General features: G+C 45.3%; 20 protein-coding genes. 5 read left to right on the plus strand and 15 right to left on the minus strand.

Annotated elements, in window-relative coordinates:
- Positions 1-3: 3 nt before the first annotated feature.
- The 3 genes from LCM20_RS10975 to LCM20_RS10985 all read right to left on the minus strand — a co-directional run bounded on the left by LCM20_RS10975 (position 4) and on the right by LCM20_RS10985 (position 2933).
- A complete protein-coding gene (locus LCM20_RS10975; protein WP_225195497.1) occupies positions 4-1269 on the minus strand; it encodes a TRAP transporter large permease in 1266 nt (421 codons plus the stop codon).
- Between the two features lie 30 nt (positions 1270-1299).
- The gene (locus LCM20_RS10980; protein WP_225195498.1) at positions 1300-1857 is read right to left on the minus strand and encodes a TRAP transporter small permease; all 558 of its coding nucleotides are present in this window, start codon (positions 1855-1857) and stop codon (positions 1300-1302) included.
- Between the two features lie 233 nt (positions 1858-2090).
- The gene (locus LCM20_RS10985; protein ID WP_225195499.1) at positions 2091-2933 is read right to left on the minus strand and encodes a GNAT family N-acetyltransferase; all 843 of its coding nucleotides are present in this window, start codon (positions 2931-2933) and stop codon (positions 2091-2093) included.
- A gap of 118 nt (positions 2934-3051) precedes the next feature.
- On the opposite strand from LCM20_RS10985, the gene LCM20_RS10990 reads away from it, so the two are divergent.
- The gene (locus tag LCM20_RS10990) at positions 3052-3234 is read left to right on the plus strand and encodes an SE1832 family protein (RefSeq protein WP_225195500.1); all 183 of its coding nucleotides are present in this window, start codon (positions 3052-3054) and stop codon (positions 3232-3234) included.
- 72 nt (positions 3235-3306) lie between these two features.
- On the opposite strand, the gene LCM20_RS10995 is transcribed toward LCM20_RS10990, so the two are convergent.
- Complete coding sequence (locus LCM20_RS10995; RefSeq protein WP_225195501.1) at positions 3307-5190, minus strand: cation:proton antiporter; 1884 nt, start codon at positions 5188-5190, stop codon at positions 3307-3309.
- A gap of 303 nt (positions 5191-5493) precedes the next feature.
- Here LCM20_RS10995 and brnQ point away from each other — a divergent pair, with 303 nt between their 5' ends.
- Positions 5494-6804 carry a branched-chain amino acid transport system II carrier protein gene (brnQ, locus tag LCM20_RS11000; RefSeq protein WP_225195502.1) on the plus strand — a complete coding sequence of 437 codons (1311 nt, stop codon included), beginning with the start codon at positions 5494-5496 and terminating at the stop codon, positions 6802-6804.
- Positions 6805-6859: 55 nt separating this feature from the next.
- Here the strand turns inward: brnQ and LCM20_RS20190 are convergent, their stop codons facing one another.
- From LCM20_RS20190 to LCM20_RS11025, 5 genes are all read right to left on the minus strand, one after another.
- Positions 6860-8593, minus strand: coding sequence for an S-layer homology domain-containing protein (locus LCM20_RS20190; protein ID WP_225195503.1), 1734 nt, complete (start codon positions 8591-8593; stop codon positions 6860-6862).
- A 259-nt stretch (positions 8594-8852) separates the two neighbouring features.
- Positions 8853-9710, minus strand: a complete 858-nt coding sequence (locus tag LCM20_RS11010) for a transglutaminase family protein (protein ID WP_225195504.1) — start codon at positions 9708-9710, stop codon at positions 8853-8855.
- A gap of 21 nt (positions 9711-9731) precedes the next feature.
- Entirely contained in the window at positions 9732-10694 is a 963-nt protein-coding gene (locus tag LCM20_RS11015; protein ID WP_225195505.1) for an alpha-E domain-containing protein, read from the minus strand.
- Entirely contained in the window at positions 10687-12144 is a 1458-nt protein-coding gene (locus LCM20_RS11020; RefSeq protein ID WP_225195506.1) for a circularly permuted type 2 ATP-grasp protein, read from the minus strand. The genes LCM20_RS11015 and LCM20_RS11020 overlap by 8 nt, the downstream gene beginning before the upstream one ends.
- Before the next feature lie 136 nt (positions 12145-12280).
- The gene (locus LCM20_RS11025) at positions 12281-13213 is read right to left on the minus strand and encodes an NADP-dependent oxidoreductase (RefSeq protein WP_225195507.1); all 933 of its coding nucleotides are present in this window, start codon (positions 13211-13213) and stop codon (positions 12281-12283) included.
- A 142-nt stretch (positions 13214-13355) separates the two neighbouring features.
- Between LCM20_RS11025 and recQ the strand changes: the two genes are divergently transcribed.
- Both recQ and kynU read left to right on the plus strand, forming a co-directional pair.
- Complete coding sequence (gene recQ / locus LCM20_RS11030) at positions 13356-15503, plus strand: DNA helicase RecQ (RefSeq protein WP_225195508.1); 2148 nt, start codon at positions 13356-13358, stop codon at positions 15501-15503.
- A 60-nt stretch (positions 15504-15563) separates the two neighbouring features.
- On the plus strand, positions 15564-16844 hold the full coding sequence (kynU, locus tag LCM20_RS11035) for a kynureninase (RefSeq protein WP_225195509.1): 1281 nt from the start codon (positions 15564-15566) through the stop codon (positions 16842-16844).
- Between the two features lie 39 nt (positions 16845-16883).
- Here the strand turns inward: kynU and LCM20_RS11040 are convergent, their stop codons facing one another.
- The 3 genes from LCM20_RS11040 to LCM20_RS11050 all read right to left on the minus strand — a co-directional run bounded on the left by LCM20_RS11040 (position 16884) and on the right by LCM20_RS11050 (position 20319).
- Positions 16884-18410, minus strand: a complete 1527-nt coding sequence (locus LCM20_RS11040) for a BCCT family transporter (protein ID WP_225195510.1) — start codon at positions 18408-18410, stop codon at positions 16884-16886.
- Between the two features lie 196 nt (positions 18411-18606).
- Positions 18607-18780 (minus strand): hypothetical protein, encoded by a 174-nt coding sequence (locus tag LCM20_RS11045; protein ID WP_225195511.1) that lies wholly within the window; start codon positions 18778-18780, stop codon positions 18607-18609.
- 60 nt (positions 18781-18840) lie between these two features.
- Positions 18841-20319 (minus strand): phytoene desaturase family protein, encoded by a 1479-nt coding sequence (locus tag LCM20_RS11050; protein WP_225195512.1) that lies wholly within the window; start codon positions 20317-20319, stop codon positions 18841-18843.
- Positions 20320-20532: 213 nt separating this feature from the next.
- On the opposite strand from LCM20_RS11050, the gene LCM20_RS11055 reads away from it, so the two are divergent.
- Positions 20533-20868, plus strand: a complete 336-nt coding sequence (locus LCM20_RS11055) for a hypothetical protein (protein WP_225195513.1) — start codon at positions 20533-20535, stop codon at positions 20866-20868.
- Positions 20869-20939: 71 nt separating this feature from the next.
- Here the strand turns inward: LCM20_RS11055 and LCM20_RS11060 are convergent, their stop codons facing one another.
- From LCM20_RS11060 to LCM20_RS11070, 3 genes are all read right to left on the minus strand, one after another.
- Positions 20940-22184, minus strand: coding sequence for an aminopeptidase (locus LCM20_RS11060; protein WP_225195736.1), 1245 nt, complete (start codon positions 22182-22184; stop codon positions 20940-20942).
- Positions 22185-22626: 442 nt separating this feature from the next.
- Entirely contained in the window at positions 22627-24516 is a 1890-nt protein-coding gene (locus LCM20_RS11065; protein ID WP_412098000.1) for an ABC-F family ATP-binding cassette domain-containing protein, read from the minus strand.
- Between the two features lie 127 nt (positions 24517-24643).
- Positions 24644-26086 (minus strand): alanine/glycine:cation symporter family protein, encoded by a 1443-nt coding sequence (locus tag LCM20_RS11070; RefSeq protein ID WP_225195515.1) that lies wholly within the window; start codon positions 26084-26086, stop codon positions 24644-24646.
- Positions 26087-26137 lie beyond the last annotated feature (51 nt).

A 26137-nucleotide genomic window follows, 5' to 3' on the forward strand; every position in this document is an offset into this window, starting at 1 on the left:
CTCTTATAGAAGAATAAGAGAAATTTGTTCAAAGAATATCAATAGTATTGAAATGGCAACCATCATCAAAATGTATGGTGGTGTGCCCTTAATCACTTCTAAGTAAGGCTTATTAAATACGGCACTCGCCGTAAATATATCGACTCCGAATGGTGGTGTCGCAGATCCCAGTGCAGCCTGGAACGTAATGACGACCCCAAGGTGAACCGGATCGATTCCGGCATCCATCGCTGCCGGGTAGAAAATAGGGGTTAGTACCAGAATGACGACAATCGGGTCGACAAACATACAGCCGACAAAGAAGAAGACGGTCACCATCAGGAGTACGAAGATGGCACTTGGGTTATCCCCAAGCACGGTTTCCGTAATCATCTGCGGAATTCGTGCGAATGAAATGACCCATGTAAAGGCTTGTCCACCAGCTACCAGTACAAAAACGGCTGAAGTGACTAACCCTGTAGACCGCGCAATGCTCGGCAATTGTTTAATATGGATGGAACGATAGACGAGCACTTCCAGAATAAAGGCGTAAAGTACGGACATTCCGGCAGCCTCAGTCGGACTGAATAAACCGGAGTAGATTCCACCGATGATGACGACTGGAAATCCTAGTGGAAGTAATGCTTTTCGCGTCATCGCCAAGCGCTCGCCCCATGTTGCTTTATTCGCAAGTGGAATATCTGCGACCTTCGCATAGATGATGCTGTAAATTGCAAAGCTTAAAAATACAATAATACCAGGAATAATGCCTGCGATGAATAAATCGCCTACAGAGGTTCCAGATACGAGTCCGTAGATGATCATTCCGATACTAGGTGGAACGAGGAGAGCTACGTCACTGGAGTTGATGATCAGAGCCATCGCTGTCGGATCTTTATAGCCGATCTTCAATAAGCGCTCACGCATCGGTTTACCAATCGCCACAACCGTTGCCTGAGTCGAACCGGAAATGGCACCGAACAGCGTACAAGCAGCGGCTGTTGTCACCGCATACCCTCCGCGGATATGACCAATAAATGATCCGATAAAATCTAATAATCGATTAGACGTTTTTCCTGTTGTCATAATATCTGCTGCAAATATGAACAGCGGAACTGCTAATAGAACGTAGGGTTCAATACCTGTTGAGAATTGCTGCATTAAAATCATAGGGTCCAAGTTCGGGAAATAGATGAACATGACGATTAAAGGCGCAACCATCAGTGGAATCATCATCGGGAAGTTCAGTAGTAACAGGACCACCATGATAGCAAGTAAAGTCGCAATCATAACGTTATCCTTTCTTCTGCCGGATTTGAATTACAAGTGTGTTTCATCCATGATTTCTTTCTTATCTTTGTCGTTGTAATCTTTCGCATCGGTACCTAAATAAACCGCATCCCGATCTTTAATATTAATCCACATATTCCGCAGGAACTGTACACCGCCCAGGAAGAAGCCGATCGGTATAAAGATATACAGATAGTATTTAGGCATTTCTAGTGCAGACGTAACCGTTCCGTCCTGATAGACATTTTGTACATATAGTGCCGAGTAATAAGTAAGTACGAACAGAATAATGGCTGTCACAAGTGGAATGATGATCGCCAGCGCTTTCCGGACTTTAAACGGAGCCAGGTCATAGAAAGCAGACATGCTGATATGGCGGCCTTTCCTGGCGGCATAACTGATTCCCATGAATGTCGCCACAACAATGGCAATCTGACTCACTTCATCTGCAAATGGCGGTGTATAAGTAAAGAGAGCTCGACTGATCGCTTTCCCTACCACCATTAAAGCAATGATGATCACAGCGTAACTAAGTATGAATTCTTCTATTTTCAATATGATATTGTCCAAAACCTTTAAGGCTTTCAATGAATTGGGCCTCCTAAACACATATTTAAGGTCAATTACTTAACATGATACCGGAATAATTATGTAACAATCAAACAAGTTTATACAGAACATACAATTTATATCGCCAAAAATAGAACATTTAGAAAACTTTTCATCAGTTATAGACCTATATCATCCTAATCCCTTCATCTTAGTCCGGAATACTCCAAAATCAAAAAGAGATTTGTTATGAAAGGGATAAATATCCACGATTATTGTAATTTATATACAATTGAACTCCCGATTCTCTTATATCCAATCCTTTGATAAATAGAATTAGAAGAAGGATTATCTAGATCTGTATAGAGAGAACAGAACGCCGCTCCTGAACTCAATAGATGTTCGGTTAAGAAATATGTAACTTGAGTAGCGTAGCCGTTTCTTTTATAGGCATCGGGTGTGAAAACGGCATTGATCGTTATCCCATTAGGCGTTTGACGAGCGCGGCAGGCCATTGATACAGGCGTACCATTCATCACCCACAGAAACAGCTTCCCTTGCTCAATCATGTCTTCCGCTAAGCGATCAGCCTGCTCTTCAATATGTTTTTCCTTCACCTCTACACCGTATTGTCGAAACCATGCCTTGGCCAATGTAAGATGCTCTTGATCGGCTTGGATGAACTGTCCTTCCTGAAGAGGGATGGAAGACAGCTGTTCCAATTTATAGATGCCTTGCTTCATCTGGAGACTCGGTTCAGTGCCTTTTCTTCTTTTATAGGCAGCAACGAACCATTCGACTGCCTTTTCCTCTCCGAGTACGCCTGGAACATCAAACGAGCGATCCAAGAGGTAGTCAACAAGAGCTTCAATTGTTTTCTGTGTTGTTGTTGCGAAAGAGGGTAAAATCCATAGATGTGGCGGGGTCCTCATGGTCAGGAAAGTCGTCCTGCCCTTTTCTTTGATATAAATGAGGTGCGGATTGGAGTCTGATTGCCTACTCGCAAGCTGATTCAAAATCCCGATCGGCAGGTTATTCTCAGCCTCTCGTTTCATCAGCAGCCCTTCCGTTTCTTCCTTAAATAATCGTACGTTTTGTTCTTCATATACTTTCATGTCCTTACCCCTCTCCTTTTATTTCGAAACGTATTTTTGTTAAAATTCTGAAATGGGTGTAAAATCCATTATAGTATGTTGACACACCCTCTACAATAGAAAACAAGGAGTGATCAAGTTGACAAAAAAAGAGATACAAGATCAAATTACTTTCTTAAAGTCTGATTATATTCGTATTCAAGGTGACTTGGACAAGTTAGAAGCAAACGGTGGTAATGTGGAAAGAGCTGAAAAGCAGCTGGAGCGCATGGAAAATGAATTGAAGGATTTAAGGAAGCAGTTAGCCGAAGCCGAGGCCTGAGTCCTTAAGGTAAAAATAAAAATCCCCTGACGACATGTATTCGTCAGGGGATTTTCTATATGGGGTGCCGTTTTATTGGCTTTTTGAATCTTGTTTATCGGATTGCTTTTTATTCTTTCCATTCCGATGTTCTTCGAGCTTTTCCTGAATACGTTCAAATTCTTTGCTTGGTGGTGTCAGGGAAACGACTACGTCACCTGTTTCCGCTTTCGGATCCACTTCGTTCGTAAAGAATTCGATTTTTCCAGTCGGCTTCTTAACGAAAAGGAGCAGAGCTGCATCGTCAATATTCGTCAAATACTTCTGATACGTGTACTGTTCTGTAATGTTGGTCTTTCTAAATACGTACCCGTTCTCCACCATCGTATTGAGCTCCACCCAAGATGCCCCTTCCTCAAACAACACCCGTCCTCCGATTGTATGAACAAGGCTCTCCAAGTTGTCTCCTTCCCGTTTGCTGAGGCTCAGCTGGAAGGAATTGTTTCGACCGAATTCAGGTACAAAGGTTGTGCAGACGAGCGCATTGTAAGAGTCAAGCTCTGTTGCAGCCACCAAATATTCATATGGCGTCATATCCAAATAGTACTCTGTCTGCTCAGATAGAATCTCTCCATGGTAGGATTTGATTCCCCTTGACCTTGCACTCGACAAACGCTCCCACGAAGAGTCTGAAATGAGGACAGGAACCTTCAAATCTTCTAATGTCTTAGCAAGCCCTGTAGAAAATTCGCTTCCCCCGGAAATCAGGACACCAGGCGGTCCTTCAGTGGATAAGCCAAGCTTTCGTGCCAGCCAGCTGATCGAGAATCCATGCGCCACAACGGTTGTAAATACGAGAGCGAACGTGATCGATATCAAAATGGACGCATCCTCGTAACCAGACTCTAATAGGACGCTGGCAAAGTAGCTAGCAACGGTCAGAGCTACAATTCCTCGAGGTGCGATCCAACCGACCAGGAGCTTCTCGGATTTCGATAAATCCGTCCCCCATGTCGAGGCAAATATCGATAGCGGCCTTACAACAAACAGCATTAACAGTACGAATGCAATCGTATGGAAGTTAAAGATTTCAAGTAAAGTTTCTCTCGTCAACGAGGCCGTCAGCATAACGAAAATCGTTGAGATAAGTAGTAACGAAATATTCTCTTTAAAGTGTCTCATATCAGCAATAGAGGAAATATGCATATTGGCAAGCGTCATTCCCATAGCTGTTACAGACAAAAGTCCTGTCTCATGTGTAATTTCATCAGCAATGGTGAAGCATGCAATAACGACAGCAAAAACGACTGGCGACTTCAAGAACTCAGGCACATACCCCGTCTCGAACATCCATCCGACACCTTTCCCGCATCCTATACCTAGAATGACGGCAAATATAGAAGCAAGGAAGAACATAAGCAAGGCGGATGGGTTGACGTCCGTGCCAGAGATAAACACGATGATCTCAAAAGCGAAAACGGCCAGCAACGCACCAATGGGATCTACAATAATCCCTTCCCACTTCAAAATCTTAGCCGGCCTCGGTTTCAGCTTTGCCTGTCTTAAGAGAGGTAAAATAACCGTTGGTCCAGTTACAATGAAAAGACCTCCAATTGTGAAAGCTACCGCCCATGAGAGCCCAGCCACATAGTGAGCAGCCAGGGATCCCAGTATCCAGCTCAGGAAGGCACCGAAGGTTACGATTCGGAATACAGGGCGACCAAGCCCTTTTACTTCCTTAAAGTCGAGGTTTAGACTTCCCTCGAACAGAATGACAGCAACAGCAAGCGAAATGATCGGCTTATACATTTCCCCGAAATCCTGTTCCGGGTTGAATAAACCAAATACAGGTCCAGCCATTAACCCTACAATTGACATTACAACGATGGCTGGTAAACGGAACCGCCAAGCCACCCATTGTGACCCGATTCCCAACAGCCCGATGATCATTAATTCCAATAATAGTGAGTCGATCATATAGGTACCTCATCTCTCCACAGTATATGTAGCCATATTCTATAATCCCAAGACTACGATGTAAACTATATTGAATTTTGTCATTTATTGAAAACGTTTAAATGGATGGTAATGTTAAGCTTTTAAATTTTCTTAAAAATGTGTTGACATAATTTTTTGACATTGATAGTATTACGACGTTGTTTAGAAAAATAAATCAGTTTTTGTCGAAACCAGCCGAACCGATTTCGTATGTGTTCTTCCTTAGAATAGGAAGAGCTTTTTTAACTTAAAATAAACAGACATCCAGAGGAGGGACCAAGCATGAGAGCAAAAGACACCGTATTTATCGGCTTCACACTATTCGCTTTATTTTTTGGTGCAGGTAATTTAATCTACCCGGTTACATTAGGATATCAATCCGGGACATCTTATATCCCTGCTATTATTGGTTTTGTATTAACAGGTGTCGGGATCCCCATTATCACAGTTGCCGCAATCTCTTTCTTTAACAACGGAGCTAAACAGCTGGCAGGACGTGTCCACCCTTTATTCGGTCTTTATTTCACTTCGCTCGTCTATCTCGTGATTGGTCCATTCTTTGCCATTCCACGTGCAGCCAACGTTGCTTTTGAAACCGGAGTGGTACCCTTTATTAATGGTTCGCCCCTTACGCTATTTATTTATTCAATTATATTCTTTATTCTCGTTTACTGGGTAAGTTTAAATCCGTCGAAACTGGTCGATCGTGTCGGGCAGGTTCTGACCCCTGCTCTGTTTATAGCCATCACAGGCCTTGTTGTAGGTAGTTTCTTCTTATTAAATGGGCAGACCATTGAACCTACTGAAAAGTATCAAACTCAACCCTTTATCAGCGGCTTCTTGGAAGGATATCTCACAATGGATGCCATCGGTGCTTTAGCATTCGGAATCATCGTTGTCACTTCTTTCAGAGACAGAGGGGTTAAAGATCAAAGTCAACTTACGATGAAGACATTAAAAGCCGGCTCTGTAACGGCTGTGGGTCTGACCAGTGTGTATGTGGCCCTTGGTTGGATTGGTACGAAGATGGCGACGGAAGGATCGTATGATAACGGAAGTGCCATTCTTGCAGGTGCTGCGGACGTCATGTTTGGTCAACCAGGCTCTCTTTTGCTAGGAATTATTGTTGGACTTGCTTGTTTTACGACTTGTGTCGGGTTAACCGTCGCCTGTGGACAGTTCTTCTCAAAACGTCTGTCGTTTCTATCTTACAGAACGGTTATTTTGATTGTGACGTTAATCAGCCTGGCGATTTCTAATATAGGACTGAACTCCATCATTTCTTATTCCATACCCGTTTTAGTGTTTATGTATCCCATTACCATTGTATTAATTGTGCTAACTTTCTTAAGTCGTAAGATCCCTATGTCTTCTAATGTATATAGAGGAGCCATCGCACTCACCGCCCTCATTGGAATTTACGACGGAATCATTGCTTTTGGAATTGAAATGCCTGCCGTAACAAGTCTGATGAGTCAGCTTCCTTTATTTGATTACAGCCTGAGCTGGGTCGTTCCAGCATTTGTGGGAGGAATTATAGGATTTCTCATTAATGTCATTACAGGAAAGAGTCATCGTACAGCTTATGAATAATAGAAAAAGTGCAGGTGCCAAAGACGCCTGCACTTTTTCATTATTCTTCTATGCTTTACTCACCAGAAGTACTTAGGACAAATACAACTTTAGCGGCTTGAGCACGCGTTGCATTTGCTTTCGGGTTGAACTTGTTACCAGCTCCACCCTCCATGATTTCAAGTTCTCTTGCAGCGTCTACATAGTCCCCGAACAACGGGCTGATGTGAGCTTCGTCCGCATAGACATAATCTTCCGATGGCATGTAATCCGCTTCCGTCCAATACTCATAAGCACGGATCGCCATTGCGGCCATCTGTTCACGAGTGATTTCCATACTTGGATGGAACTGCGTTTCCGTTACACCTGTCGTAATACCAGCTGCATAAGCTGCTGCTACTTCATCTTCGAACGTAGAGGAAACATCTGTGAATGGGTTGTCCATATCTGTTTCAAGATCCAAAGCTCTCGCAATGAAAGCGACGAATTGTCCACGCGTTACACTTTCATCCGGTTCGAACGTCATGTCCGTAACGCCATTGATCACTCCGATTTCAGCTAATGGGTAAATGTATTGAGCTGCCCAGTGATCTTCCGGTACATCATTGAACATGATCTCTTTTTCCATCATGAACATATCAGGGAATTGACTTACGATCGCACCGCTGAACAGCTTAGCTGGTGTGAACATATGCCCGTACCCTTCTCGTGCACTTTCCCACACCTGGTCGTAATCTTCTTCCACATAAGAATCAAATGCTGTTACTAACTGATTGACGTGCGTTTGAAGACCATTCGCTAAACCTTCTGCCGGCACGCGTCCTTCTGTTGCTGTACTCATGAATTCCGAGAAGTCCTGACGATATCCGTCAAGGTTAGCCAGAGCTTCTTCTTTCGCTTCTTCATCTTCATTTGCCGTTGCTACGACATAGTCGACGAAGAATCCAATGTGGCTGCTCCAAAGTTCTTCAAAAGCTTCTCCGCCTTCTTCACCATACACGCTTGCAATAGTTGCGGAAAGCTCTTGTGTATTTTGAGTCAACGTAGCTACGTTTGCTTCGTATTCATCAGATCCTTCGATTCCGTTCTGCATCGCCTGCAGCGCAAGTGCAAAGTGCTCTGATAATAGGAAGTTCAAACCAGAACGAAGCTCAGCTGCCGGTGTTACGGCTTTCGTATCATTGAATTCTTCAGAGAACTGGTCTGCAATCGCCTGAGAAAGCAGTTTACTTGGGCCATACATGTGCGCCATTGCTTCACTCTGGCTTTCAAATGCACTTTCGTAATCCTCATCTACATAGTCATTGAATGCCCCAATCAATTGATTGACGTGCATCTCCAGACCATTCGCTAATGAGTCTTCTGAGATATCAGTAGCTTCAGATAGGAAAGCAGCGAAGTTTTCCTTATACTCAGATAGATTATCCAACGCTTCAATTCTTGCATCTTCATCTTCTTCTACTGTTGCTACGACATAGTCTACAAAGTATCCGATGTGCTCGCTCCAAGCATCATCAAATGCTTCTCCAGCTGCATCTCCATACACACCACTGATGGCATCTGTAAGATCATCCGTATTTCCATTCAATGCTTCTACAACTTGGTCATAATCCGGGTCCTCATTATAGCCCTTTCTCATAGCCGTGATGGCTAAAAAGGCGTGTTCAGAGAATAATTGATCCAGTACTGCTCTTAATTCTACTGCCTCCGTGTCTACCGCTGGCTCTTCATGATGATCGGCAAACACCGTTCCTGTAGGCATAATTAGTACGAGTGACAATAATACGAGAATGATTGATTTAAGCTTCACTCAATTTCCTCCTCTTCATTTTCGCACTCACTATGGGAGGATTGAAGTATGTACCAAGTTGATAATCTAGTTCGTCCTTAAATGAATGCGCTAACCCCTATATACCACCCTAAGCATCCTATAAACATTCCTGTCGAATATCAGCCTGTACCTCCCCCCTACTTCCCTTGGTACTGTAGGGGATAGAAGATTTTTTATTTTTGTAAAAAATGTCATCATCAACAAAACAAAAAAAGCCCTGTTGCCAGGACTTTTTCCATTATTGATTCGAATCGATCTGTGTCACACTCACTTTAACAGAGAGGTTCTGACCTCCGCCGCGGTACACACCTTGAAGGGGGCTGACATCTGCATAGTCACGACCTGTTCCGATACGGATGTGCTGTTCCAGTGCTTCTACGTTGTTCGTCGGATCAAGGCCTACCCAACCAATCCCCGGGACCATCACTTCCACCCAGGCATGTGTCGCCGCATCGCCAATTAGGGCAGAATCCTCGCCAACATATAAATAACCACTCACATAACGTGCCGGTATACCCTGCGCTCTCAATACCCCGATCATAACGTGGGCAAAGTCCTGGCAGACACCGCTCCGGAGTGGCCAGGATTCATAGGCTTTCGTTCCCACCTGGGTTGTCGCCGTGTCATATTGGATCGACTGGTGCAGGTATGCCAACAAGTCAATTGAGAATTGAACAGGATCAGATGGATCTCCTACCGCATCTACGATCTCTGCTATCTGCTCCTTATATAAAAAGGTATAAGGCGTCTCATTTAAGTAAGCTAAATAGTGATTACGAAAAAGCTCAGAGTGAAAGATCTCCTTCATTTCTTCTGTAAAGTGAATCATCCGGATAAATGGACTCTTCTGAATGCTTACGGTAGACGTCGTTTTGACAGTCAAATGCTCATGCTTCTCGGGGATGAAGAACGTTTCAACATGATTGCCCCATAAATCGATGTGTTCTTTCGTCATAGAAGACGGATTAATCTCTGTTTGATAGGCAAGAAGCCTCTGACATTCATCTGTTCTCGGCTTCAACCGGACATGGTTCATACTTTGATCTACGAAATTGTCGTAGTAAAACGTGTTGGTGTGTTCGATTCTATACTTCATGTTTCTCCCCCTGGTGTCCTTTCACTTGACGCTGACAGGCTCAACTAAGTAATACGTTTCTGAAAACATTCTGCTGAGCGTCATGCAGCGGTTCTGAAAGTGATCTAAAAAGTACATAAGCTGTTCCATATTCATATTCTCGATGTCCGCTTCTTCGATCTCTTCCTGAATCCTTTCGATCATATCAAATAAGTCCGCAGAATAATGCGAGACTTTACCACCTTCTATACGATGGATGGCTTCTTTTACATGATCGATGCAGTAACGGATGGACCTTGGAAATGCGGGCTCCTTGATTAAAAATTCCAGCACGTGCTTCGGTTCCATTGTAGGCGGATGGTTTTTAATATACGCATCGTATCCATTCGTGAATTGAAGCGCCGTCAGCCAGTAGTAATAACTACTGGTACGTGATTCTGTCTCTTTCCTATTCTTCTCACAAAATACGTTCAACACACGGGATACCTTCTCGCCTCTTTCAAGCCACTTGCCTACTTTAAGGAAGGTATAAGGTAAGTCTCTGCTCATCGAAGACTCCACGACTCCTTGAGCTGTCATAGAAGTCGTCATCACCTTTTTCAAGTAGTGTTGAATATGCTGACTTGTAGCGGGTTGCTCCTGCCAGTCTTTCTGTTCCAGATGAAATTCGTTCAGGACCTCCCACAGCCCTTCCGGAATGATGTCCCTTGTCGCTTTAGCATTCTCCCTTGCATAAACCATACAATTCATGAACGAATTCATATTCAAAGGACTTGTAGCTAAATAATGTGTCACCGTCTCTTTATCTATACGATCATAACGGTCGTAATAATCCTGAATTGATGCACAGATTTCGATAACTTCTTCCCAATTACGGTCCAATAACTGACCTTCAGATGCTTCAAGGATGTGGATGAGCTGAACACTTAATACCCTGGAATTATTCTCGGCACGTTCCATATTTCTTCCCAGCCAATATAATGAATCCGCTACTCGACTAAGCATTCGAATCTCCTCCTTCTGTTAGAATCCACGTATCTTTTCCGCCTCCGCCTTGAGAGGAGTTGACTACTAACGACCCTTCCTTCAACGCAACTCTGGACAGTCCACCCGGCAGTACATGAGGTTCTTCCCCGTTCATGATAAATACACGGAGATCCACATGGCACGGGTAGAATCTGCCTTCTTGATAAGCCGGTGCCCTCGAGAGCTTGATTGTCGGCTGGGCAATATATTGACTTGGTGTCTCGATAATCTTCTGACGGAACAAGTCCCGCTCTTCTTCTGTTGACTGCGGTCCGATTAACATATCATAGCCACCGGACGCTCCTACGTTTTTAACGACAAGCTCGTCTAAGTGCTCTAAAACATATTCCAACCGTTCAGGGTCACTCAGGAAATAAGTCTCTACATTCGGAATAATTGGTTCTTCATCTAAGTAGAAGCGAATCATATCAGGTACGTACACATACATCGCCTTATCATCGGCTACGCCATTGCCGATTCCATTGACAATCGATACGTTCCCCTCTTTATAGGCTCTTAATAAACCTGGCACCCCAAGAGCCGAATCCGGGCGGAAAGCTTCCGGGTCAAGAAAATCATCATCAATTCGTCGATATATGATATCGACACGTTTAAGCCCACGGATTGTCTTCATATAAACGACGTCGTCTTTTACAATCAGGTCCCGGCCTTCTACCAACTCAATTCCCATCTGCTGAGCTAAGAAGACATGATCATAATAGGCCGAGTTGTACATCCCCGGAGTTAAAAGAACCGCAGTCGGTGTCTTTGTAGAGTCAGCATTGAGAGGAACATGGCTGATCAGAATCTGCTGAAGCTCTGAAAGCTGATGCTCGAGGGTTTCGATAGAATGTTGGAAAAACAACTCTGGGTAGACTTGTCTCATTACATAGCGGTTCTGAAAGACATAGCTCATCCCTGATGGGTTACGCAGGTTATCTTCCAATACTCGATACTGTCCCTCATCATCACGAATCAAATCCACTCCAGCGAGGAAAACATGGTTTCGCAGGGGCACATCTAAGCCTTTTACCTGCTCATAGTAATAAGCATTCTGTTCAACGAGACTGCGTGGTACAATCCCCGCTTTTATAATATCCTGATCGTGATAGACATCGTCCAAAAAACGGTTCAGTGCGTTCAGCCTCTGCTTCATCCCTTCTTCAATCTTCAGCCATTCCGGCTTCGGGATGATGATCGGTACGAAGTCAAACGGCATCGTCCTTTCCGTTCCACCTGTGTGGTTATACACTGTAAACGTGATGCCTTTTCTTAAGAAGTTCAGCTGTGCCGTATCATGCTTTTCCCGTAGTTCCGTTCCCGAGAACTGTTCGACCAGTTCATAAAACCATCGATAATGACGCTTCGGTGTTCCGCCAGTTTCCATCATTTCATCATAAAATAAACCTGTATCGTAATGTTTCAGCACTTGCTTCCCCCTCTTTCGAATGTATAATGGTTATATACCCTAGTTTACATCGACTACACGATTTATTGTTAGAATATTTAAAAATTTTCCACAAAAAAAGAAAAAAGACCACTCAAGTGGTCTCTCCTCCTGCTGATTAGATACTGATCACAATCTTCCCTTTTGCATGATGACTTTCACTCACTTCATGAGCCTGACGCAGCCCCTCTTCTGATAGGTCGAAGCGGTGTCCGATGACAGAAGTCAGCTTCCCTTTTTCCATCATCTTCGCAAGTTCAGCCAATTGTTCTCCCTTCGGATCCAGAAAAACAAATCCTGCTTTCACATTATGCCGCTCGGCTTCTTCTTCCTTCGGCGGCTGTGTAATCGATACAAGCCGGCCACCGTCTTTCAAGATTTTATAACTATCAGACTGAATGTCACCACCAAGCGTGTCCAGGACAATATCATAGTCATTCAACACTTCCGCAAAATTCTCTTCCTTGTAATCGATGAACAGATCCGGCCCCAGTTCTTCAACCCAGTCCTTATTCTTACCGCTTGCCGTGGTAGCTACATATGCCCCGAATGATTTCGCAATCTGAATGGCATAATGTCCTACACCACCTGAACCGGCATGGATCAAGACTTTATCCCCTTCTTGTATGTCAGCGAAGTCAACGAGACACTGCCATGCTGTCAGTCCTGCAAGTGGTACGGCAGCCGCTTCTTCAAATGGTATATTATCCGGCAGGTGAGCTAGTAGAGGCTCATCTACGACGACTTCCTCTGCATAAGTTCCCCACCTTGTTGTAGCTGGTCGGGCGAATACGCGGTCGCCTACTTTGAAGTTCTTCACTTCCGTTCCGACTTCTTTAATAATTCCTGCTGCATCCCACCCCAGAATGACAGGGAATTCAAAAGGTATATTATCTTTCATGTATCCTTCTCTCACCTTCCAGTCAATCGGGTTGATGGAAGTCGCCTTCATATCGATTACAACTTGATCGCCTTTCAGTTCAGGGGTTTCCAATTCGCGTTCCACTAATTGTTCACGTCCACCATACTGTTCAATGACAATTGCTTTCATGTTGTACACTCCTCATTTCTTTTGCTGATTACAGAACTATTTTTCCCCTTTGGTTTTATATGAAACATGATAAGATGGGAAAAGACGCTGACCCACAGAGCTCGATATGCTTTAATTCCAGTACGATAAGGATGATGAATATATGATGGATCAAGCTAGACAGCTGCTCCAGACCTATTATGGCTTTCCTTCTTTCAGAAATGGACAGGAACAAGCCATCGAACAAGTATTAAACCGAAAGAACACGTTAGCGGTGATGCCGACCGGGGGCGGTAAATCATTATGTTACCAAATTCCCGGTCTTACCTTGGATGGGACCGCCATCGTCATCTCCCCTCTCATTTCATTAATGAAAGACCAAGTGGATGCTTTGCATGCTTACGGCATTTCCGCTACATATATCAACAGCTCGCTTTCACAGAATGAAATGCGTGAGCGCCTCAGGAACATGGAAGCCGGCCGCTACCAGTTCGTGTACGTCGCACCTGAACGCTTCGACTCCGGACTATTTTTATCTGCGATTCAACAGATTAAACTGTCGTTGATTGCATTTGATGAGGCACACTGTATCTCTCAATGGGGACACGACTTCAGACCGAGTTATCGCTCCATCGTCCCTACGCTGCACCAAATTCCGAACCTCCCTGTTTTGATGGGCTTGACCGCAACAGCCACACAGGAAGTCATCCAGGATATTCAGCGACTGATCCACGTGGAGGATGAATCGATTGTAAACACTGGGTTTGCTCGGGAAAACCTTTCCTTCCGTATGATCAAAGGGCGCGACAAGCGTGAATTCGTCAAAGAATATGTCAAAAGCAGACCGGAAGAATCCGGCATCATCTATACAGCTACAAGGAAAGATGCCGATCACCTTCAACAAAGCTTAGAAAAAGAAGGCTTCCCTGTTGGTAAATACCATGCCGGTATGGGAGAGAATGAACGGAAAGAGATGCAGGTGAAATTCGTCCAAGATGAAGTCAGCACCATCGTAGCGACGAACGCCTTCGGTATGGGAATCGATAAATCGAACGTTCGGTTCGTCATTCACTATTCGATGCCGATGAACATTGAATCTTATTATCAGGAAGCGGGTCGTGCTGGTCGTGACGGAGAACCCGGGGACTGTGTCTTGCTTTTCTCCAGTCAGGACATTCAGCTTCAACGCTTTCTCATTGACCAATCACCTGTTGAGGAAAAGAAAAAAGAAGAATACGCCAAGCTGCAATCGATGATCAACTACTGTCATACCTCCATGTGTCTGCAGCAGTATATTCTGGAATACTTCCAAGACCCGAATCGCACAGAGCCCTGCGGCAAATGTACAAACTGCACGCATGCAGGCGAAGAAAAAGACATGACGAAAGAAGCACAGATGATTCTCTCCTGTGTAAAACGAATGGGCGAATCCTTCGGTGCTGGATTAACGGCTAAGGTTTTAAAGGGTTCGTCTGATAAGAAAGTGAAGCAGTTCCAGTTCGAAAAGCTTCCGACTTACGGGTTATTGTCCCATTACACCGAGAAGCAGCTGACCCGCTTCATCCATTTTCTTACCGCCGAGGGATACTTAAACCCCGGAAACGGACGTTATCCATCTCTGCAGCTGACTCCGAAATCGGTCGATGTGCTGAAAGGGAACAAGTCTGTCATTATGCTGATTGAGTCTACAACAACAAATGTAGAAGAAAATTACAATGTCGAATACTTCAATGAATTGAGAAACCTACGAAAAGAAGTGGCGAATGAAGCAGGACTTCCTCCATACGTCATTTTCCCAGACTCGACACTAAAGGCTCTCTCCATCTATTTACCAGAAACTAAAGAAGAGATGCTGAACATTAAAGGGATCGGAGAACAGAAGTGGGAGAAGTACGGCGAAACGTTTCTTGAAAAAATTCAACCGTGGGCCGAGAAGGCTGAGAAGAAACCGAAGCCATCAGGACAAAGTTTCTCTCAAACCTCTGCCCCTAAACCTTCCACCAACGGAAAGGCCAGTCATTTGTTCAGCTATCAATTGTGGAAAGAAGAACAGAAACCGATCGAGGAAATTGCGAAAGAAAGAGGCATCAGTCCACGAACGGTGGAAAGCCACTTGTTCCGCAGCGCAAAAGAAGGCGAACCGTTCGACTGGGATGAGTGGTTTAATGCGGATGAGGAGAATCAGGTCCTGACGGTTTATGAACAACTCGATGAGAAACGACTTAAGCCGATAAAGGAAGCTTTACCTGAAGAGATCACCTACTCGCAGATTAAAGCCGTCCTTCACAAAAACGACCTGTGGAACGGCTAGCATTCTGGACAGTTTCAACTTGGGACATGCTCTGTATATAATGAAAGCAGGAGGGATTGGATGACGAAGGAAAAGATCACACGAGAGACCGTACAGGAAATGGATCAGAACGACACATTGCGTGCGTTCCGATCGGAGTTTTATACGAAAGATAATCACTACTATATGGATGGAAACTCTCTTGGGTTACTGTCCAAACGAGCGGAAGATGCTGTTCTTACTTCGCTTAAGGACTGGAAAGAGCACGCCATCGACGGCTGGACGGAAGGGAAAGAGCCGTGGTTCTATATGTCTGAAAAAATCGGTGAAAAAACCGCTCCGCTAATCGGAGCCAAACCACATGAGGTCATCAACACTGGCTCGATCACCGCCAATCTGCACCAGCTGATCGCTACCTTCTATCAGCCTGACAAATCCCGTACGAAAATTGTAGCAGATACGCTCAACTTCCCATCAGACATCTATGCCCTGCAGAGTCAAATCGAGCAAAAAGGGCTGAAGCATGAAGAGGAGCTTATTCGTGTCGAAAGCCAGGACGGTTACACGCTGGATGAAGACGATATCATCGCACAAATGGATGAACAAACAGCGGTTCTGCTTCTGCCGTCTGTTCTCTACCGAAGCGGCCAGCTGCTTGATATGAAACGCCTGACCAATGAAGCCCACCAGCGCGGGATTCTCGTCGGGTTCGACTTGGCCCACTCTATAGGCGCTCTGCCTCATCAGCTGCATGATTGGTGTGTCGACTTCGCTGTCTGGTGTACGTACAAATACTTGAACAGCGGACCAGGTGGAGTCGGAGGACTCTACGTTCACGAGAAACACCTTGGTCAAAAACCGGGACTTGCCGGTTGGTTCAGCTCGAAAAAGGAAAAACAATTCGATATGGAACACACACTAACTCCTGCTGAAACGGCCAGCGCATTTCAGATGGGAACCCCGCATATCTTAAGCTCTGCCCCGCTGCTTGGATCATTGGATATGTTCCATGAGGCAGGGGTTGAAGCCGTTCGATCGAAATCCTTACAGCTGACAAGGCTGCTCATGAACCTAATCCACCAAGAGCTCAGTGATTTCGGTTTTCAAATCGTTAATCCACTCGAGGATGAGCGACGCGGAGGACACATCAGCCTCGTCCACCCAGAGGCCGCAAGCATTTGCAAAGCGCTGAAAATGGAAGGCGTCACGCCGGACTATCGTTCGCCTAACGTGATCCGTCTCGCACCGATTGCGCTGTACATTTCTTTCGAAGATGTCTATGATGTCGTATTGATTTTGAAAAAGTTGATGGAAGAAGAAAAGCATAAACAATTCAAAAACGAACGAGGCATCATCGCCTAAAAAAAAGCTGCTGCGTATAATTACGCAGCAGCTTTTCATTTACTTATTAAATTGATCCTTAAACATGTTACGCGCAACTCTCGGTGCGAGCCAGATCATCGGCAGCAACAGCAGAGATACCGGCACAGCGGTTACTACGATGAAGTTCTGTAATTGAGTGATTCCGCTATCTCCTGTAATAAGAAGGATGATCGCAATAGCACCCATCAACACAGCCCAGAATACACGCAGCCATGCTTTCGGATTTCCTTCTCCTGTTACAGCCATCGCAATGGTGTAAGACATCGAGTCACTTGTCGTTACAACGAAAAGAATCGTCAGAAGTAGGAACAGCGGTGACACGATTACAGCCAGTGGAAACTGTTCCGTAATGGCGAACATGGCAGCTGGGTTTCCGGCAGCATTCAATGCTTCTGATACAGAGCCCGGATTCTTGAGTTCATAGAAAATTCCAGATCCGCCGAGTACGGTGAACCAGAATGTTGAAATGACCGGTGCGAATACCGATACAGCAATGATGATTTCGCGAATGGTACGTCCTCTTGAAATACGGCTGACAAGAATGGCCATCATTGGACCGTATCCGATGAACCAACCCCAGAAGAAGACCGTCCAAAGATTAAGCCAGTCTGAATCTCCACGGAATGTACTCATTGGAATGAATTGATCTACGTAATATCCGAAACCGGAAATGAAGTGGTTAATAATGAATCCACCTGGTCCGAAAATAACAATAAAGACCATGAGTCCTAAAGCCAGACGAACGTTGAAGCTACTTAAATATTGAATTCCTTTATAAAGACCTGTGACCGCTGAAATCGTAGAAACAATGACCACAGCAAAAATAATCGTAAACTGAGTGCTGAAGCTGTCAGGTATTCCGAAGATCTCCTGCAGACCGTAACTTGCCTGTAGTCCAAGGAAACCGAGCGGACCAATCGTACCGGCTGCTACAGCGATGACAGAGAAAGCGTCAACCACTGTACCGAACCAGCTGTCACGAAGCTTTTCACCGAAAATCGGATAAAGCAGCGTACGAGGCTTCATCGGCATACCTTTATGATAGTGACCATACATCATCACGACGGCACTGATCGTACCGAGAATCGCCCACGCCAGAAAGCCCCAGTGCATGAAGCTTTGTGCAAGTGCCGGGTTGATCGCCGCTTCTGTTCCTGCGTCAATCCCCATCCCGGACTGAGAAGGTGGGACCGTCAGGAAGTGCCACATCGGCTCTGCGGCTGCCCAGAACACGCCTCCACCAGCGAGGAGCGTAGCCATAATGATCGAGAGCCATTTATACAGCCCGATTTCTGGCTTATCCATGTTCCCCATTTTAATCTTTCCGTACTTAGAGAAGGCTAAGTACAACCCTACGAAGAATGTAGCAAGCATCAGTACTTGCCAGAATGCACCAAAGTACTTGGCTGACCACGCAAAGCTGCTGTTTACAATGGTCTCAATTAAACTAATATCAATAAGTGCTAACATAACGAAAAGGACAAGAAGCCCTCCGCTAATACCAAAGACCGGCCAATCGATGCGACCTGTTTGTTTTTGATTCATGATTATCTCCTTTGTTGTTCGATGTGTTTTAAAATCACAATGGTTGATATTATCACTTGTACATAGGCGTGTAAAGTGGAAACTATCCGAAGAAAATTCTGATTTGAAGGAGCATTGGAAGAACTGTTTATCTCTTCCATAAAGATGAGTATCTAAAAAGGTTACGCCTATTTAACGTAACCTTTTTTGCATTCATTTATTCCGCTTCATCATATTCGATTCCTTTATCTTTATGACGCTTCTGACAATCTGCACAAAGCTTAACCTCAGCTTCTTTTTTGGAAGTCAAAAGTCGTCCACAGCTACCGCATTTCCCGAATTCATTGGGGTTGGCCTGGAAACCTGGAAGTTCATTTTCTGGACCTGGCATTTCACAACATCCTCTCATTATAGACTTACCCTTTTTATTCCCTGAATGCCTCTATCTCAATCATCGCAACGCTTCTCTTGCTGCAGTCAGTCCGGAAAGGGTTACACCTAAGGTTCCGGCTCCAGGAAAAACCGTGTCCCCACAAAGGTAAACGCCGGGGATCCCAGACCTTACGGAGTAACTGTTCAACCAGCTGTATCTTCCCGTTGGTGCATAGCCACCTACTTTACCTTTGGAGCGTCGAAGCCATTTCTGAAAGGTGACCGGTGTTCCAGGCAGAACGAGATCAAGCCCAGCTTCAAAACCCGGGAAGTAGTGATCAACGGTTGCAATCAGCCGATCAGTCATTTCCTGCTTCTTGGTCTCATAGTCCTCTGCCTCCCACCACTGTTCGAGGTTCGTGTGCGTCGAAATCGTCAAGGACCTCTTCCCTTCCGGCGCCATTTGAGTGTCTTCCGCATCTGATAAAGACATCAAGAACTGACCGCCGTCATGAAGGTCATTCGGATGTTCCGGGTCAATAAACTGATGATATAACACATCCGTCCCGTCAAAAACAGAGGCATCCACACCCGCATGGATAATAAACGCCCCCCATGTCTCACGCTGCTCCTCTTTTTCCTGCTTGATCGTGGTCTGCTTCATCAAGTCTTCGGTGAGGGTATCCGCAAGGTTGTGAACGGAATGATTCAGAATTAACTGCTTCGCTTCAAATTGACTGTTCCGCTTAGAGTGCAGTATGAAATGCCCACCCTTTTTTTCAATTCGACGGATTGGATACCTCATAAACACTTCGTTCCCTTTGTCCTCTACATAACCCGCAAGCTGCTCCGCTACCGTGGCAAGTCCACCGTGCACAGCATACGCGCCTTTATGAAACGTCTGAAGCGCAGCATACCCGAGAAATGCCGGACAGTATTCAACGCTCGTCTGGACACTGTCCATTAATTCTCCATTTAAAAATGTCTGGAATCTCTCATGTTGATGAAGCTTATATTTTTTCAGACGATCATACACAGTTTGATTCATATAAGGAAGCAGCCTGAGCGAAGATGTGTTCACCATCGGAAGAAGGCGTGTCCAATCTTTGATGGTTTTCGGCGGAAACACAGGTCGGTAATCAAGCAGTTGATCGACGAGGCTCCCAACATAAAAGACCTCGTCATAGAAGGCTTGGATGGGAGAGGCAGCCTCGGGAAAGTGACGCTCGATCTCTTTATACCACTCCTGTTTTTCCTTGAAATAATGAATGACTCGATCCGGCATGTGGATATCCATGATCGGATTCAACAAGGTCATGGGAGGCTTCTCAATCTGTAGAGAATGATAGAGCTTATCGAAAACTCCCCCTGCTTCAAATCCCATGCCGACCGTCGCTCCTGATTGGAAGCGATAGCCGTTCCGCTCATACTTCCCCGCACTTCCTCCAAGTTCATTTGATGCTTCAAAAACAGCAACGTTCTTCCCATGCTTCGATAATTCAGCGGAAGCTGCCAGTCCGCCAAATCCAGCTCCTACGATTGCGACATCATACACCATGTTCATCCCACCCTTTTCGTTACGTATTCCCTTTATTCTCTCTAGCTTTTCGTTTCTTAGCACATTCGGGGAGAGCATCCATGCGACTCGCTTCAATGGGGGTGATTTTCTACTTTGAGAGGAGGTGGTGGTAAGAGAATTTCTTTATGTTCTCGACTTTCCAAGGGTTCTGCTACCTCGAAAAGGTGATTATATCTTTTTATCGACGTTTCTTTGACGTCTGAACCTCATAACGTCGATTATCTCCTTTTTATCGACGTTTCTTTGACGCCTGAACCTCATAACGTCGATTATCTCCTTTTTACCGACGTTTCTTTGACGTCTGAACCTCATAACGTCGATTATCCCCTTTTTATCGACGTTTCTTTGACGCCTGAACCTCATAACGTCGATTATCTCCTTTTTACCGACGTTTCTTTGACGTCTGAACCTCACAACGTCGATTATTTCCTTTTTATCGACGTTTCTTTGACGTCTGAACCTCACAACGTCGATTATCCCCTTTTTATCGACGTTTCAATGACTCCTGTACCTCGAAAGGTCGATTAAATCCTTACCGCCTACACAATCGCCTACAAAAAAAAGAGCGAGACTCAAAAAGCCCCGCTCTACCTGATCTTTTACTCGTCAAATGAAATCGCCCAGCTGCCGTTTCTCATGACAGGTTCGGTTGTTCCATCTTCCAGTAAACCATCAATATTCAGTTCGGCAGATCCCATCATGAAGTCAACGTGAGTCAGGCTGTCGTTCACACCTGCTTTGTCGAGTTGGTCTTCATCCATGTCAGAGCCGCCTTCCATGTTGTTCGGATACGCTTTTCCTAAAGCAAGGTGGCATGATGCGTTCTCATCATAAAGCGTATTGTAGAAGATCAGTCCGGATTGAGAAATCGGTGACTCGTGAGGAACGAGCGCCAATTCACCCAACCTGCGTGCGCCTTCATCTGTATCAAGCAGGTGCTGAAGGGTTTCTTCTCCTGCTTCCGCTTTGAAGTCCACGACTTTTCCTTCTTTGAACGTTACGCTGAAGTTGTCAATGACATTTCCGCCGTAGTTAAGAGGCTTCGTGCTTGCAACGGTTCCGTTCACTCCGTATTTATGAGGAGCCGTGAAGACTTCTTCTGTCGGCATGTTCGGGTTGAACTGTACGCCGCCTTCCACCGTCTTCGAAGGGCCGCCTTTCCAAATGTGACCTTTTGGCAGGTCTACTTCAAGGTCTGTACCCGGCGCTTTATAGATCAGCTTCTGATATTGCTTTTTATTCAGGTACTCGCGGGCTTTAATAAGGGTCTGATTATGCTCTTCCCAGGCCGCCACTGGATTGTCACGATCGACGCGGACGATGCTGAAGATTTGTTCCCACAGCTTCTTCACAGCAGTTTCTTCGTCTTCTCCAGGGAAAATTTTCTGAGCCCATGCTGGAATAGGGATACTAACGATGGACCATTGGATACGGTCGTTCATCGTATAGCCGCGGAATGTAGACATCGCTTCTGCTCTCGACTTGTTGGCTGCTGCTACTTTCCCAGCGTCGATTCCTTTAAGTAGGTCTGGATCTGTCGAACGTACGGAAAGGATGGCCGCTCCATTCTCTGCGAAGTATGTGAACTTATCTTTCTGCCACTCCGGTACCTCAGACAAGGTCTCCTGATCGGCATGTTCGTACTTCATGCGTGTAAGCTCATCATCACCCCAGTTGATGTGAACATCTTTCGCTCCCATTTCGAACGCTTTTCTCGCGATAACGCGCGTGAACGCTGCGCCTTCGATGGTCGAGTTGATCATTAAGTATTGGTCTTGCTGCAGATTTACGCCTGTTCTAAGGGCTAGGTCTGCATATTTTTCAAGCATTTCCTGACTTGGCATGTACATGTTTTATGTCCTCCTTCATCTGTTGTATCCGTATTCATTATTCCATATTTGTTCCTTATTCACAAAAAGAAGCGACTGAGACAAATTTCTAAGGTCTTACCATTTCCCCTATTTCGTCGTGGCACTTATCGGTTCGCTGGGATTGAGAGAAACAACTCACTTTCCACCGGCGGCCAGTGAGATTCCTCCTTCGCTTACTGCGGGATTTCCCCCTGCCCTCCATTCCGGTAAGAGTCTCCTCGTATCTCCAACTCCTTTACAAAAAGAAGTATGAACTTCTGCTCAATGCGTATCCACTAGAATTCAGCATTCTAACCAAAAAGAAAACCGGACGCAGCATGGAATGATTGCGTCCGGTTTCTTCTCTATAAAAATTCAACGGTCTGTAAAACTACTATTAATCATATTGAAGAATTGTTGATACATGGGAAACAAATTACTGGTTCATCTCTTCGACAATGAGAGACAGTTCTTCCCATCGTTCCATTTTGGCTTCGAGTTCCTGCTCTACCTGTTCCTGTTTGGCGTAGAGTTCTTGGACTTTTTCACTGTCGCTGGAATGGGTTTCGACGTCTTCTGCGACTTGTTCGAGCTGGGATTCCAGCTCTGCGATATCGTCTTCAATCGTTTCCCATTCTCGTTTCTCATTGTAGGAAAGTTTGCGTTTTCGGTTGTTACGGCGTGTTTCCTCTTGAGCTGAGGCTTCTTTTCTTTTCTCTTCGACCGCTCTCTTTTCTTGTTTTCTTGTATCCAGGTAATCGGAGTAGTTTCCTTGGAACCGGCGGACGTGACCCTCTCCTTCGAAGGCAAGCAGGCGGTCGACGACGCGGTCTAAGAAATAACGATCGTGGGAGACGGTGATGACGACCCCTGGGAACTGTTCCAGATACTCTTCTAAAATACTTAATGTCTCCGTATCCAAGTCGTTCGTCGGTTCATCTAGGAAAAGAACATTCGGCTCGCTCATCAGGACACGAAGCAAGTAAAGGCGACGGCGTTCTCCTCCTGACAGTCTGCGGATGTACGTCCACTGCTGAGACCTTGGGAAGAGGAAGCGTTCCAGCATTTGTTCAGCTGTAATCTCGTCTCCATCAGCCGTATGAATGACTTCTGCTACTTCTTTAATATATTCAACAACCTTAAGCGACCCATCAATCTCTTGATGATCCTGTGTGTAATACCCGATTTTCACCGTCGAGCCAACGTTTATATCCCCACTGTCCGGCTGGATTCGGTCTGCCATAATATTCAGCAGCGTCGTCTTGCCTGAGCCGTTAGGTCCGATAATCCCTAGACGTTCCCCTGGTACGACCAAGTAGTCCAAGTCATTTACAATCGTCTGCGTTCCGAAGGCATGAGTGACTCCTTCAAGCTCCAGCACCTGCTTTCCGAGGCGCTTGGAACCGATGGCCATATCCACCTGTTCCTGATCCGTGTTGAAAGAGGTCTCTTTCATCTCTTCTACACGTTGGATGCGGGCCCTCTGCTTCGTACCACGTGCCTTCACTCCGGCTTTCAGCCAAGCCAGTTCACGTTTTAACGTATTTTTGTGTTTCTGCTCTGCCTGAAGTTCCTGTTCTTCTCGTTCTGCCCTCTTTTCTAAAAAGGTTTCATAGTTCCCTTCATAGATATAAAGACTTCCCCGCTCAAGCTCGTAAATCAAGTTCGTAACGCGGTTCAAGAAGTAACGGTCGTGCGTAACAATCATCAATGAGCCTTTATAAGACGACAAATACTCCTCAAGCCACTCAATCGTTTCATTGTCCAGATGGTTGGTCGGCTCATCCAGTAATAAAAGATCCGCTGGCTGGATCAGAGCTTTTGCAATCGCCACTCTTTTCTTCTGACCACCAGAAAGCTCACGAACTTTTTTCTGGTACCCTTCAATGCCAAGCTTCGACAAAATCGTCTTAGCTACGGTGTTTGCTTCCCAAGCCTCTGTCTCATCCATCTTTTGTTGAAGAGAAAGCATACGCTCCTGAACAGACGTATTCTCAGGGTCTGACGACAGCTCTTGGAGGACCTGCTCATATTGGCGCATCGTCCTCATCATCTCCGAGTCCCCATAATAGATCTGTTCAAGTACAGTCAGGTCTTCTTCAAGGTCCGGTTCCTGCGGCAGGTACTCGACCGTGAAATCTTTCGCGTGGTCCATCGTCCCTTCATCCATGGACTCGATGCCTGCCAATACTTTCAGCAAGGTCGATTTGCCTGTTCCGTTCACTCCGATCAGACCGATCCGCTGATGATTGGTTACGGTAAATGATATATGATCAAATAAATCTTTATCTCCAAAACTCTTCGTCAGTTGTTCGACTTGCAACATACTCATATGAGCTCATCCTTTTCACAAAAATGCTGAACCTATCATATCACATTCAAGTGCACTGGACGTGATAGGGGTTCTAAACCAAAAGAAAAACCCAGGACATCGTAATGCCCTGAGTTCTCCATTATTCACCCATCTTCTTCTGCTCTTCATGAGAAGCAATGTCCTGATCCCTGCGCCAATACTCCATTCCTTTTACGCCTGGTAAATGGTCTTGGTAGAAGATCGGATCTTTCCCCTCTTTACGCTGTCTGGCATAGTCTTTCATGGCTTTGAAAGCGACAGGAGACAGGAGGGTAATTGCATATAAGTTAATGAGAATCATAACCCCCATCGACAAGTCCGCTAAAGACCAGACGATTTCAAACTTCGCTAACGCTCCGAACATCACCATCCCAAGTACAGCAAGACGATAGATGAAGATATTCGTGGAGCTTTTCTTAATGAATTCAATGTTCGTTTCCCCGTAGTAGTAATTTCCGATGATCGAACTGAAAGCAAACAGGAAGATCGCAATGGCAATGAAGATGGAAGCCCATGCCCCGACCTCTGACTCAAACGCCATCTGCGTAATGACGATTCCATCCGCGTCCGGGTTATCTAAGTAACTACCTGAGAACAAAATAATGACAGCTGTTGCACTACAAATAAGTAAGGTGTCTGTAAATACGCCAAGCGTTTGAATCAGACCCTGCTTGACCGGGTGTGTCACTTCTGAAGTGGCCGCAGCGTTAGGCGCACTCCCCATTCCTGCTTCGTTCGAGAATAGACCACGCTTGATCCCGATCAGAATCATTGCTCCAAACGTACCCCCTGCAATTTCTCTGAAACCGAACGCTCCTTGGAAAATTTGAGCGAGCATCGTTGGTACTTCAGAGGCATTGATAATCAAGACGTACAGAGCCATGATGATGTAGAGAATGGCCATGACGGGAATAATGTATTGAGTTACTTGGGCAATACGCTTGAGCCCTCCGAAGATAATCAAAGCTGAAATGATAACAAGAATCGTCCCCATCAGTAATCGATTCACGTCAAACGAGTTTTCAAAAGCGAGACGAATCGTATTGGACTGCACTGCACTGAATACAAGTCCGTAAGTAAAGGTGATTGTCACGGCGAAAGCAATCCCGAGCTTACGGTTATTCAACCCTTTTTCCATGTAGTAAGCCGGGCCACCGCGGTATTGATCTTTATCCGGCACTTTATAAACCTGTGCCAGTGTACTTTCGATAAAGCTGGATGCACCGCCGACAACGGCAACGATCCACATCCAGAATACAGCCCCTGGTCCACCTACAGCAATCGCAGCAGCTACACCGGCGAGGTTCCCTGTACCAACACGGGATGCTGTACTGATCGCGAACGCCTGAAACGGAGACGTACCTTTCTTCCCTTCTGCAGAAATCGCCCTTTTATCAAATAAGACACGGACCATTTCGGGAATATAGCGGAACTGCACAAAGCGGAACTTGATGGAAAACCATAAGCCTAACCCTAACAATGCGTAGACGATTATCCATCCCCAAAATAGATTGTTCAGCCAATCTAGAGCAGACTGAATCATTTCTACACCTCCAAATGCTATTTATTACCAACTGTGTTCCCCTCATCCTCT

The sequence above is a fragment of the Halobacillus litoralis genome, from assembly GCF_020171725.1.
GTDB lineage: Bacteria > Bacillota > Bacilli > Bacillales > Halobacillaceae > Halobacillus > Halobacillus litoralis_F.